We start from the raw sequence: 13,293 nt of genomic DNA on the forward strand, positions 1-13,293 counted from the left end.
TCAGTTATACTCAAGAGTAACCTTATCGTTTAGGAGGATCCATGACAAAGCTAGTTGGTGTATTGACTGCCGGAGGAGACACTCCCGGGTTGAATGCTGCTTTGCGAGGTTTAGGTAAAGCAGCCATCGAAGAATATGGAATGCAAATCATTGGATTCTATGAGGGTTACCGGGGATTAATGCAGAACCGGACGATTCGTCTGGATGGTTCAAATCTCTCTGGCATATTAACCCGCGGTGGGACAATTCTGGGAACAAGCCGGGATAAACCCAATAATATGCCGATGGGAGGTCAGTTTTTGGATATGACTGACACCATGGTGGAAAATTACAAACGTCACCACCTGGATGTACTGGTTTGTATTGGCGGTGGCGGGACTCATAAAAGTGCTGCAAAATTAATGAAAAAAGGGATCAATGTTGTAACAATCCCCAAGACCATTGATAATGATTTGTATGGAACCGACCACAGCATCGGTTTTGATACCGCTCTTGGAATTGCCACAGATGCTGTTGACCGGCTGCATAGCACAGCGCACAGTCACCATAGGATTATTGTTGTCGAAATTATGGGGCATAACACGGGCTGGTTGGCGCTGGGTTCGGGAATTGCCGGCGGAGCAGATGTCATTTTGATTCCGGAAATCCCTTATGAGACTTCATCTGTGGCTGAAGCCATTCTGGGACGAAGCCGCGGAGGAAAGCGATTTAGCATTGTGGCGGTTTCAGAAGGGGCCATGAATCGCAAGGATGCGGAAGAAATGAAATTGGCTGAAGAAGAACTGGCTGCCGCGAAAAAAACCGCCAACCGGGAAAAAGCTGAAGCCCATCTACTTGAACTCCGACAGGCACAGGCTTCCAGCACGATCAGACTGGCATCTGAATTGGAGCAATTGACCGGTTTGGAATCAAGAGTCACTATTCTGGGATATGTTCAACGCGGTGGAACTCCATCAGCTTATGACCGCCTGCTGGCCACCCGCCTGGGAACTGCGGCCGCAGATTTGATCAACCGTGAGCAATATGGTGTGATGGTGGCTTCACGGGGAGAAGGGATTGAACCGGTTCTACTTGAATCCATTGTTGGCCGACGCAAGACCGTTCCCATTGATCATCCCTGGGTAATCAGTGCCCGAAAGATTGGTACCAATCTGGGCGATTAGTTTAATATCACCGGTGGAGTGGGCTCATTCCACCCTGATGCATACCATCTCATATACTCTTTGACGTGAGCTGACCAGTAGTCTTCGGTGTGCTCTCCGTTATTAATGTGCCATTCATGGGGAATATTGTAAGCTGTGAGAATCTGTTCAAACTGACTGGCCTGAACCATCCCGCTGTCTCCGATTCCGATATCAATATAAACTCTGGGAATCTCGTTTTTTGACATTTTGGCGAGCCAGCGGGGTGCAGCAGCCAGATCGCCAATAAACGGCGGCAGGCTGTGAGCACCAATTTCACCAAAGTACTCCGGTTCTGATAGACCAATATGAATAGCCCATCCGGCTCCCCGGGAAAGCCCGCCAATGGCGCGGCAGGAGCGTTCAGCACAAACCGGGTAATTTTCTTCCATAAAAGGGATCAGGCTCTTTGTAAGGGCTTCTCCGAAACCGTCTTCATAAGGATTGGCTGTTGATTGCTCTTCAAAAGGCATCAAGATCAGAAAAGGCGGCACTTCACCTGAGCTGATCAATTCATCGGCAGCTTCATCTGCGCCGACGCGGTCCCATTGATCATATTTATATAACATCCCATGGATCATGATTACATAAGGGTAAGGTTTTTTCGGATGCAAGGTATAGCATGGAGGCAGATACACCTTCACTTTTAATGGATAGGAAAGGATCTTGTTGGGGACTTCAATATCCACAATTCGACCTTTTTTATCTGCACACACTGCCGGTGTGGGTGGTTGTACAATTGTAGAAACTGCCTGTGATGTTTGTAAAACCTCAGTAACTTCAACGGTCGTTTCAGGTGATTCTGTAAAGGTTGGAATAGGGTCGATTGTATCCGCCGCCACATTTTTTGCAGTACAGGCGCTTAAAAAACAAAAGAACACAAACCAAATCCGTAAGAAAATGGCAGAATGCCGGCGAGAGCCTGCTTTTCGTGTATTTAATGGTATCTGGATCACGATAAAATCTTCCTTGACGACGTTGCGATTTTCGGATTATACTCGAACCGCCGGGGTGTAGCGCAGTTGGCAGCGCACCGCGTTTGGGACGCGGGGGTCGGCGGTTCAAGTCCGCCCACCCCGACTGATTATTTATTCCATAGAGTATCGACAGCATAATGGCAAACAAAAAAATCGACGGCGTGATTGAAGCTGTTCGATATAATTCTGAAGGATTGGTAGAACTGGTCAGAGGTTATGAAAAGCGCGGTCCGGTATACTCGGACCGGATATTGTTTACCAGAGATCAACTACTGCAGAGACTACGAACCGGAAAAAAGTTCTATGTGGGTGAACGCATACCATTGCTGGCCAGCACATTTAAACTGGGGAATCCAATTTCTTTATCCGATTCGACCGGTTTTGAAGTCATCCAATCTGAGGCAAGCCGAATTATCCGAGATTACATACCAGATGCCCCGCTTTTTTAACGCGCTGGTCTATCAGGGGATGGAATGATATCTTCTTCAGAATCCCCTTTCCTTTCTATAATTCTTCCCGTGCATAACGAAGAAAACCGTCTACCGGTCACACTGGAACAGGTGCATCAATTTATCGTTTCACGTGATTTCTCCAGTGAAGTTTTGATCATCGAAAATGGCAGTAGTGACAGATCCCTCGAAATTGCCCTTGATTTTTGTAAAAATCATCCGGCATTTTCTGTTTATCATGAGGATTCACGGGGGAAAGGGTTGGCTGTTCGCAGTGGAATGTTGAAAGCACTGGGACAGTATCGAATTTTTTGTGATGTTGATTTTTCCATGCCTGTCGAAGAAATTATGCGTTTCTTGCCGCCCCAGCAGCAAAATGCTGATGTGGTGATTGGTTCACGAGAAGCCCCTGGCGCTGTTCGTTACAATGAACCGGCCTACCGGCATTTCATTGGACGGGTTTTCAATGCCATGGTACGGATAGCTGTATTGCCTGGCTTGCAGGATTCACAGTGCGGTTTTAAATTATTCACCGCCCGGTGTGCAGATGATGTTTTTCGGAAACAAACCCTTAATGGTATGTCATTTGATGTAGAAGTTTTATTTATTGCCCGCCGTCTCGGATATTCGATTGTGGAAGTACCCGTTCCCTGGTATTTCAATTCTGACAGCCGGGTTAAATTAATCGATGATTCACTGCGGATGGCTTTAGATTTGTTGATTATCCGTCGAAATGCTATCCGGGGTGTCTATGGCCCGGCATGCCGGTAAGATAATCACGCCTGCCTGGCCGGATACAAGCTTTGAGAGCGAACTCTGGGGCTCAGGTAATACTTTCATTGCCGGCGTTGATGAAGCTGGCAGGGGTGCATGGGCTGGTCCGGTGACGGCTGGAGCTGTCATACTTCCAAAAAATGATCCTGATCTGGCGGACCGACTATCAGGAGTGCGTGATTCCAAACAAATGACGGCCAGCCAACGGGTAAAATGGGCCGCAATTATACAGCAGTATGCACTGGCCACGGCCTCAGGATGGGCAAGTTATGAGGAGATTGACGGATTGGGAATACTGGCGGCCACCCGCCTTGCGATGAAGCGCGCTGTTGAAGCGCTTTCTATCCGGCCGGAGCATTTATTAATCGATGCACTTAAACTCCCGGATGTTCCCCTCCCTCAGACGAACATCATAAAGGGTGATGCCCGGTCACTCAGTATTGCTTCAGCATCCATCATCGCCAAGACTGAGCGAGATCATTACATGGAATTATTGGAAGAAAAAATACCCGGATATGGTTTTGCCCGGCATAAAGGGTATGGTACCGCCTGGCATAGCAGGGCTCTGGCAGAAAAAGGTGTGTCGGCACAACACCGCCGAAGTTATGCCCCTGTACAGGCCATACTTCAAAGTGAAAATAAAGAGTAAACGTCATCAAAATAAAAAGTTCGACCTGAAATAAGTCAGGTCGAACTTTTTGAAATCTTTTTTGCTACAGATCAATCGCGGCTAAAAACAAACCGTTTAATCAGTTCTGCGGCCGCGAAGGGGATCAGGAAGAGCGGCACGACTTCCAACCACTCTTCAAGTAGCAATGGTTGTGTGTTGAAGATCGGGTTCAAGAACGGAACATAAACGACGAACATGACCAGTAGGAATGAGGCCAGTACTGCCAGGTTCATCCACTTGTTGGAGAAGAAACCGATCTTGAAGACTGAATAACGTTCTGAACGGGCGGCGTATGCGCGGATCAATTCAGAGAGGCTCAAAGTCACAAATGCCATGGTATGGGCCATGGTGAAATCCATATTTTGATCGAAGATCATATCAATTGTTTGACCATTTACCATAAGGAAGCCGATGATATAAGCAGACAGGGTGGTGCAGGTATCAACCACCGTCTGGATGGCCACACCAATCGCCATTTTTTTGTTGATGATCGGTTCATTCGTGGGACGTGGTTTCTGATCCATCAGGTCCGGGTCGCCCTTTTCAGTTCCCAGCGCTAATGCCGGAGCGCCATCCGAAACCAGGTTTAACCAGAGCAGTTGTATGGCCGTCAGTGGAGAACCCAGTCCCAATAGCGTGGGGATGAAGATGATCAGGATTTCTGCCAGGTTGCAGGAGATCAAGAAGTAAACAAATTTGCGGATGTTGCTGTAGATTACACGGCCCTGTTCAACGGCAGCCACGATGCTGGCGTAGTTGTCATCCGTCAGCACCATATCAGCCGTTTGTTTGGCCACATCAGTACCGGTGATCCCCATAGCTATGCCGATATCCGCGCGTTTGATGGCTGGAGCGTCGTTCACGCCATCGCCGGTCATGGCGACGATTTGCCCGTTGGCGCGCAGTGCGTCAACAATGCGCATTTTGTGTTCGGGTGAAACACGGGCGTATACGTCTGTCGTGGCTGCGGCTTTGCGCAATTCTTCATCGCTTAATTCATTGATCTGAGCGCCGGTGAAAACGGCATGCCCGGGTTCGATCAAACCAATAGATTCCCCAATAGCGCGTGCGGTGTTGGGATAGTCGCCGGTGATCATGACGGTGCGGATGCCTGCGTGCCGGGCTTTTAATAAAGCTGATTTCACCTCTGTACGTGGAGGGTCAATCATGCCGATCAGTCCAACAAATACAAGGTCTTCTTCAAGGGCGGTCAGGTTCTCATCACCCGGGTGCGCATCCACGGTGCGGAAGGCCAGACCAAGAACACGCAACGCATCTTTCGTCATTTTGTCATTGGCGGCAAGCACTCGGGCGCGCATCTCATCATCCATCGGAATGGTTTTTTGATCATCCATAGATTGCATGTATTTACAGAGTGAAAGAACCACGTCTGGTGCGCCTTTGACTACAGCTGTATAGCGTTCTGAAGAGGATGGATGGTAGTATGGAGAGAAATCTTCCGCATTGGCAGCCATGGCCTCATGCAGAGTGACCATGCGTTTACGGTCAGAATCGAATGGAATTTCAGCCGTCCGTGGGAAGGAGGTGTTCACTTCGTTTAACGTTGCGCCAGCCTTAGCTGCGGCTACCAGTAATGAGGCTTCTGTCGGATCGCCAATAATGCGGACACCTTTCTCATCTTCCTGATCGGCGACTTCAAGATGGGCGTCATTGTTCAGCATTCCCACCCAGAGGGCTGTTTTGGCTGCTGGATAATTGGCCAGGTCTATTTCGTTGCCGTCCACCAGGAACTTGCCTTCGGTGGCATAACCTGTGCCGGTGATATCAAAGAATTGTCCATCAACCCAAAGGCGGGTGACGGTCATTTCATTTTGGGTGAGGGTGCCAGTCTTATCGGTGCAGATGACGGTGGCCGAACCCAGGGTCTCAACGGATGAAAGCCGGCGGATGAGCGCATGACGGTTAACCATTTCACGCATACCCAGCGCCAGGCTGATAGTCACAATGGCGGGCAGGCCTTCAGGCACGGCGGCAATCGCCAGGCTGACGGCTACCATGAACTGGTTCACCCAGTGTTCAGCATCCAGTTTGGTTATGTCTCCAGCGCGTAGAATGCCGGTGATAAACACCAGGGCACACACACCCAGACAGGCATACCCCAGGGTTTTTCCCAGGTTGTCTAATTTCTTTTGAAGAGGTGTCTCTTCATTCTCTACTTCCTGCAGCATGGTGGCAATATGACCAAGTTGGGTTGACATACCGGTTGCGGTAACCACGCCAATACCGCGGCCGTAGTTTGCCAGAGTTCCCATGAAAGCGCAATTGGTCATATCTCCCACGTGAACTGAGGATTTTAGTACCACGTTGGCATTTTTTTGGATTGGCAGACTTTCCCCGGTGAGAGCGGCTTCTTCCACACGCAGGTTCACAGATTCAACAAGACGCAGATCAGCCGGAATAAAGTTTCCAGCTTCCAGAAAAACAACATCTCCTGGAACAAGCTGGGTGGCAGGAATACTTGACCGTTTACCATCGCGAATCACATGCGCTTCAGGAGATGCCATCTTCTTCAGTGAAGCCAGAGCTTCTTCAGCGCGGGATTCCTGGATGACCCCCATAACCGCATTAAGAACAACGATCAATAGAATAGCACAGGCATCTACCCATTCCCCCAGTATCCCCGAAATCACGGCAGCCACAATCAGTAGGATGATGACAAATCCTTTCAACTGATCAATAACCATCTGCAGAAAGGTCCGCTTGGGAGCTTCCTGCAATTGATTCAGACCGTATTTTGCGGTTCGTTCTGCCACTTCGGCAGTTGATAGACCATGGGTGATGCTAACCCCAAGACTTTTCAGTGTCTCGTCAATTGTGGAGGTACTGAATGATAAAGCTGTACTGGATGTTTTAGTTTTCTCTTGTTTCTCCATCGTTGTCATAGTTCCCTCTAGAATAAAGTATCCAGGCAAGAAAAAGCGCCTGCTTTCATTCGAAAAAAAACATTGTATTTTTTACCAGAAAAAAACCTTATCGTGTAAACAAAAACACATTTTCGCAAAGGAAAATGATTTCTGCAGAATTGTTTGGAGCAATTTTCAAATAAGACAGAAGCGATAAGGCTTACCGAACGGCTCAATCTTTCGATCCGGGTCCTATAAAGGTTCCATCAAGCAGAATACTGCTCTTAGGCACGACAACAATACCATCTCGCACCACCCAGTTGTCGAAATCAAGATCAGTTCCGCGAGGGAAGGATCGGATGATTACCCCCTTTCCGATGCACGCATTTTTATCAATAATAGCCCCTTCAATCTGGCAATTCTGTCCAATTCCCATAGGTATGGGACCTATATCAACCTGATCTGTCCGAGCGTAATAATCTGCACCCATAATAATGCTTTTATCAATTTTTACGCCTGAAGCAATCTGGCTTCTCAGACCGATGATTGAATCTTGAATATCTGCATGATCAATACAACATCCTTCGGCCAGAAGAACGTTTTTCATTTTACTGTCATAGACTGTGGAACAGGGAAGAAAGCGGGTTCCGCCATAAATTGGCGCCGAGGCATCAAAAAAATCAAACGGAGGATTAGGCCGGGTGAGGGCCAGGTTGGTTTCGTAGAAAGAGCGAATAGTCCCAATATCTTCCCAGTATCCGGTGAAATCATATCCGTAAACAGTATGAGTGGTTATAGCCTGAGGGATAACATGGCTGCCAAAGTCATCAAGTGGGTAATTATTCAACAGATCAACAAGAACGTCTGTACGGAAGAGGTAAATGCCCATAGAACCCAGGTAGGGTTTCTGGGGGTCATCACGGCTGACTAATTCTTCCAACAGGTGTGGATCATGCGGTTTCTCGGCAAATTCTGTCAATTGGAAGTTCGGATTGCGTTTTAAAATTCCGAAGCGATGGGCCTCGTCTTTCGAGACCGGTTGGACGGCCACGGTGATATCTGCATTATGTTCCCAGTGGAATCGGGCCATGGCTGCGTAATCCATGCGGTACAAATGGTCCCCGGCCAGAATTAAAACATACTTGGCTCTGGTGGCGATAATTTCAAACAACTGTTTCCTGACGGCATCCGCTGTTCCCTGATACCAGTCTGCATTTTGCATAGTCTGCTCGGCTGCCCAGATTTGAACCCAACCAGTATGGAAATTATCAAAATGATAATTTCGGTAGATATGTCTGTGCAGCGAAACAGAATTGAATTGAGTAAGAATCGCAATGCGGAAAATTTCAGAATTGATGCAGTTGCTTATGGGGATATCAATTAACCGATACTTGCCAGCCATAGGCACAGCCGGTTTTGAACGCATTTTTGTTAATGGGTAAAGCCTGCTTCCACGTCCACCACCGAGAATTACTGCGAGGATTTCGTCTTGTGATGGCATAATGCTCTCCGAATATTGATTTTTACCTTCATGTAATTAGAATACAGAAGGGTATTGAAGATGTCAACATGACGAAAAGTATAAAAAAAGCGTGAATATTCTTACAAACTGTGTGATTTTACAGTTTTTTTAAGGCTTTTTCGTGCCTGTTCAAGAATAATGAAACAAGGTGTATTCCATAAAAAATTTATTCTTTTATTCGGAATGGTGCACCAGTTATTCCTTTTAATCGGGTCATGTGAAAGATTTACGGATGGCCGGGGATTTTCGCTGAAATGTCATTACGGACTAAATTGATCACGTTGATACTTGTGTTTATTCTCCCTACCATCGGGTTAATGGTGATTTTCCATTCTAGATTGGTTACTGCATATCAATCTCAAGCATTCGATTTTCAAAGCAATTCAACCCAGATGGTTGCCAGTGAATTGAAAGTATCGTTGAAGAATTTAACAGAAACGATGTATATCGTACTTCGTGATGGAATTCAGAGTTTAAAATCTGATCAATGTCAAACCTATTTGGATCGAAAAGTAAAAGAATCTGGTCTTTTTAATTATCTTGTGTTGGTAGATTTGGAAGGAAGAAGAATTTGTTCCAGCGAGAAATTTGACCCACAAATTGATATTTCTGCCATTCCGGCTTTCATTGAATCCAGTGCATCTGGATCAATGGCTATATCTCAGATAACAGATAACCAGGATGAATTTGATTCCCAGATATCTATAGCTTTACCAGCCTGGAGCTATGGACCTGAATTTCCTAAAGGTGTTTTGATTGGCACTTTCAGCCCCAACTATCTTAAAGATCTATTTACTACCTTGCATTTGCCCAGAACAACTGAAGTTTATATATTCTCCACCACCGGAACCGTTCTAACCGCATTATCGGAAACAGAGTCATCTACTGAAATACTTTCAAACAAGGCATCAAGTTTTCTTCAGAAACAGTTTTCTGGAAAAGAAGAGATAACCCTCATTGGGAAAGACAATATTAGCCGGGTATTTCGTTTTGCTCCATTAGGCCTGGGTGATCTGGCGTTGGTTGGCGTTGGATTTCCAGAAGGAAAATTCCTGGCAGACAGTCAGCAATTTGTAACTGGAAATATCGCCATCATTTCATTATTAACCCTTATCATACTCCTTTTAGCCTATGGGGGAATCGAAAACAATGTAATCAAGCCGCTGGCTAAAATCAGTCAAACTGCCGAGGCGATAACACAGGGGAAAATGAATGCCCGCACGGAATTGAAAGGTCAAAATGATGAGATTGGACGATTAGGGTCCATATTTGACAAAATGGCCGAATCACTGGAGGAGAACCGAGTCATTTTACAGAAAGAGACGGCTGCCAAATTGGCCAGTCAAGAAAAATTCTTCAGATTGTTTGAAGATTCCATTCTGGGAATTTTCCAAATAACAAAAAATGGATTTATTGAAGACGTGAATCCGGCGCTTGCCAACATGTTTGGATTCACATCCAGCGAAGAAATGGTCGAGAGTTATACAAGTTCTGCAGAAAATTTATTTGAAAATTTTTCAGATAGTGAGACTATTCAGGAACTTCTTCAAAGACGGCAGCCTGTTAAAATGGAAACCCGATTCAAAAAGAAAGACGGGTCTTATTTTATCGGTAATTTACATATGTGGGGCGTATGGAATGCTGCTGGTGAAATGGAATCGATGGAAGGTTTTATTGAAGATATCACAGCCAATAAACAAACCAGAGATCAGCTGATGAAACTCAGCCAGGCGGTTGAACAAAACCCGATCGGTATTTTAATATCAGATGGGAATGGGAGGATTGAATATGCCAATCGCGGTATTCAGAATATATTCGGATATGAACCATCGGAACTAAAAAATCGTTTATTGGTAGATATGGTTCCTCCTGAATATGATGCTGAAAAAGTGGAAGCAATTCGTCAGAAGCTCCGCAATAAGCAGACTATTCAGGGCGAAGTGAAAAATAAGAAAAAGAATGGGGAATGGTTCTGGGAAAGATATGTGATCTCTCCTATAAATATTCCCATGAACACGGTTCAAAGCACATTGTGTTTGATTGAGGATGTTTCAGAGCAATATCGAAACAAAGAGCGGATTACTCAACAGCTCGAAGAACTTTCTGCCTTGAGAACTATTGATCTGGCGATTAGCTCAAATCTCGATCTTACGGCTACTATGAATATCATCTCAAATATCGCCGTCAAACATCTGAAGGTAGATGCCGTCCTTGTCCAACTTTACGATCCAGACTACCATATGCTGCAAACCGTATTGGCCACCGGATTTGAACAGGAAATACCGGAACAAATTCCTTTCCCGGCTGCTGCAGATCTTTCAGATTGGGAACTGGTGGAAGAATTTTCTGTTCATATACCAGAAAATTTGAAAGAAAAAAAGTCCGAACATCACCTTTCGTTCCCGAATGATGACAGATTGGTTGCCTGTTATGGACTGCCTCTTGTTGCAAAGGCAGATGTAAAAGGATTGTTCCGCGTTTTTCTAAAAGATGCCAGAGTTCCTGAGCAGCATTGGTTGGATTTCTTCTATAACCTGGCTGCCCAGACGTCCATAGCCATGGATAATCAGGAGCTCTTCCGTGACTTGAAACAATCAAATGCAAACCTGTTGCAGGCGTATGAAGCCACTATTGAGGGATGGTCTAGAGCTCTTAATTATCGTGATCAGGAAACGGAAGACCACAGTATTCGAACTACTCGATGGACGATAGATTTAGCCCGTGAATTGGGATTCCCCCCTGAAGAATTGGTCAATATACGGCGTGGAGCGCTGCTTCATGATATCGGAAAGGTTTCTGTTCGAGACAGTATTTTGAATAAGCCAGGACCTTTGACGGATGAAGAATGGGTTGAGATGCGCAAGCATCCTCAAACTGCCTATGATGTATTAGCACCGATAGAATTTCTGAAAAAATCCCTCGATATTCCCTATTGTCACCATGAACGATGGGATGGAAGCGGATACCCACGCGGCCTTAAAGGCCAGGAGATACCTCTGGCGGCTCGGATATTTTCAGTGATTGATGTTTATGATGCCCTGACATCAGACCGGCCATATCGATCTGCCTGGCCAACTGAAAAAGTGGTCGCATACTTGCGAGAACAAAGCGGCAGTCAGTTTGACCCTGCCATTGTTGAAGCCTTCTTATTGTTATTGGAAAAACAAAAGGTAAGTTGAAAAATGTTGAAAGAAAAACCTTCAGATTATGAGAAAGAAATTCTGGGGGAACATACAATTAAATTCATCCAGTTCTTGGATGCTCTTCCGTTGCCTGCTCTGCTTATTAATCTGCAGGGGAAGGTGATTCATGTCAATAATAATGCGGCGGAATTGGTTAAACCGCTGGCAGGAGATATTATTGGAACCGTTATACCCCATTGCCGCCCGGACGAATCGACCCTGGTATGGGAAATAAAAACAAAGCATAAACCGATAAAACTCGAATTTCGTATATTCCCATTGGATTTTGGAAACATAAAATTACTCTGCCTTTTGAAAATTGAATCAATCTATCAGAAAAAGTCATATCGCTCGAGTGATTCGCTTTTTAATTTATTATTTGAACATTCCAACGATGGGATAGCTATCTTTGATCGTAATATGTATCTTATTGAATGGAATCGGGCTATGGAGAGGGTTACCGGATTCACGGCCAAAGAAGTGATCGGGAAAAGTTTAAGAGATATCGCGGCTGTTTTGTTCCCTTCAACCATTACCTCTGTAAATAGTACTGATCCATTAAAAAATATTTCTCCTGACCGGATTCCCAAAACTATCGAAGAGTTGATTGAACAGGGCACATTTGAAGAAGTTGATAAAGAAATTCGCGACAAAAGTGGTTCGGAACACACAATCAGGTATCGCATTTTCCCTGTTTTCTGGGATGGGGATGTGTTTCCGGGGGTGCTGGTTCATGATGTGACTGAATTAAAGATCACAGAAGAGGTTCTTAAAGCGTCTGAACTTCGTTTTCGAACCCTCATTGAAGCTATGGGTGAAGGTACCCTGGCTATGGATAACCATCAAAATATTCTGTTTGTAAATCCGGTTGTAGAGTCAGTATTGGGAATGGAACACGGAGAACTTGTCGGAAAGAAAGTCTCCGAATTCCTTGATGCTGAAAATGAAGCTTTATTGACCCGGCAATCTCGGTTAGTCACACGTGGAATCACGAACAGGTTTGAGATGGAAATCCTGGATAACCACCGTAATCGCCATACCCTGCAGGTGACCCTTTCCCCGTGGAAGGGTGCAGATGACCGGATTAGAGGTTCAATAGCGGTTTTTATTGATATTACCGAGAGAAAAGTAGAAGAAGAACGGTTGAGATTTACCAGCACACATGATGAGGTGACCAATATCTACAACCGTAATTATTTCGAAGAAGAAAAGAATCGTTTGCGAGTCAGCCGCCGGTATCCTGTCAGCGTGATTATGATTGATATGGATGAAATGAAGGTGGTTAATGACACATATGGTCACAGAGCAGGTGATGACCTATTAAGGAAATTCAGCGCGATTGGAAAACAGATCTTTAGGGCTGATGATGTTTTTGCCCGGATTGGCGGGGATGAATTTGCTGTTTTTCTACCGGGAACTTCAGAAAAAGTTGCCAAAACTGTGGTTGAACGGTTGAAGAGAACCTTTATCGAACACAATGTTGAATTCCCAGATTCTCAAATCCTTTTTTCCGTAGGTTCAGCAACTGCCCAGACACCAGATGAATTAGAGGATGCCATTAGAAGGGCAGATAACCGCATGTACAGGGAGAAAAGACAAAAAAGGGAAGCAAATGAATCCCAAAAACGAAACCGGTAGAACCCGTTTGAGTGAGGTTGATGAGAACCCCACAAC

General features: G+C 45.5%; 9 protein-coding genes and 1 tRNA gene. 7 read left to right on the forward strand and 3 right to left on the reverse strand.

Annotation, left to right across the window (positions count from 1 at the left end; all coding sequences use genetic code 11):
• The first annotated feature begins 41 nt into the window (after positions 1-41).
• Entirely contained in the window at positions 42-1,163 is a 1,122-nt protein-coding gene (locus LTAR_RS03215; RefSeq protein ID WP_062420726.1) for a 6-phosphofructokinase, read from the forward strand.
• Here LTAR_RS03215 and LTAR_RS03220 read toward each other — a convergent pair.
• Positions 1,160-2,137, reverse strand: coding sequence for an alpha/beta hydrolase (locus LTAR_RS03220; RefSeq protein WP_062420727.1), 978 nt, complete (start codon positions 2,135-2,137; stop codon positions 1,160-1,162). The genes LTAR_RS03215 and LTAR_RS03220 overlap by 4 nt on opposite strands.
• 51 nt (positions 2,138-2,188) lie before the next feature.
• Between LTAR_RS03220 and LTAR_RS03225 the strand changes: the two genes are divergently transcribed.
• From LTAR_RS03225 to rnhB, 4 genes are all read left to right on the forward strand, one after another.
• A tRNA-Pro gene (locus tag LTAR_RS03225) sits at positions 2,189-2,261 on the forward strand.
• A 34-nt stretch (positions 2,262-2,295) separates the two neighbouring features.
• Positions 2,296-2,607 carry a hypothetical protein gene (locus LTAR_RS03230; RefSeq protein ID WP_062420728.1) on the forward strand — a complete coding sequence of 104 codons (312 nt, stop codon included), beginning with the start codon at positions 2,296-2,298 and terminating at the stop codon, positions 2,605-2,607.
• 24 nt (positions 2,608-2,631) lie between these two features.
• Positions 2,632-3,378 carry a dolichyl-phosphate beta-glucosyltransferase gene (locus LTAR_RS03235; RefSeq protein ID WP_062420729.1) on the forward strand — a complete coding sequence of 249 codons (747 nt, stop codon included), beginning with the start codon at positions 2,632-2,634 and terminating at the stop codon, positions 3,376-3,378.
• Positions 3,359-4,030 (forward strand): ribonuclease HII, encoded by a 672-nt coding sequence (gene rnhB, locus LTAR_RS03240; protein WP_062420730.1) that lies wholly within the window; start codon positions 3,359-3,361, stop codon positions 4,028-4,030. The genes LTAR_RS03235 and rnhB overlap by 20 nt, the downstream gene beginning before the upstream one ends.
• Positions 4,031-4,101: 71 nt before the next feature.
• Here the strand turns inward: rnhB and LTAR_RS03245 are convergent, their stop codons facing one another.
• Both LTAR_RS03245 and LTAR_RS03250 read right to left on the reverse strand, forming a co-directional pair.
• The gene (locus LTAR_RS03245; RefSeq protein WP_236686566.1) at positions 4,102-6,954 is read right to left on the reverse strand and encodes a cation-translocating P-type ATPase; all 2,853 of its coding nucleotides are present in this window, start codon (positions 6,952-6,954) and stop codon (positions 4,102-4,104) included.
• A gap of 193 nt (positions 6,955-7,147) precedes the next feature.
• The gene (locus LTAR_RS03250) at positions 7,148-8,416 is read right to left on the reverse strand and encodes a glucose-1-phosphate adenylyltransferase (protein WP_062420731.1); all 1,269 of its coding nucleotides are present in this window, start codon (positions 8,414-8,416) and stop codon (positions 7,148-7,150) included.
• Between the two features lie 275 nt (positions 8,417-8,691).
• On the opposite strand from LTAR_RS03250, the gene LTAR_RS03255 reads away from it, so the two are divergent.
• Both LTAR_RS03255 and LTAR_RS03260 read left to right on the forward strand, forming a co-directional pair.
• The gene (locus tag LTAR_RS03255) at positions 8,692-11,616 is read left to right on the forward strand and encodes a PAS domain S-box protein (protein WP_062420732.1); all 2,925 of its coding nucleotides are present in this window, start codon (positions 8,692-8,694) and stop codon (positions 11,614-11,616) included.
• 3 nt (positions 11,617-11,619) lie between these two features.
• A complete protein-coding gene (locus LTAR_RS03260; RefSeq protein ID WP_062420733.1) occupies positions 11,620-13,257 on the forward strand; it encodes a sensor domain-containing diguanylate cyclase in 1,638 nt (545 codons plus the stop codon).
• Positions 13,258-13,293: the final 36 nt, after the last annotated feature.

The sequence above is a fragment of the Leptolinea tardivitalis genome (genome assembly GCF_001050275.1).
GTDB lineage: Bacteria > Chloroflexota > Anaerolineae > Anaerolineales > Anaerolineaceae > Leptolinea > Leptolinea tardivitalis.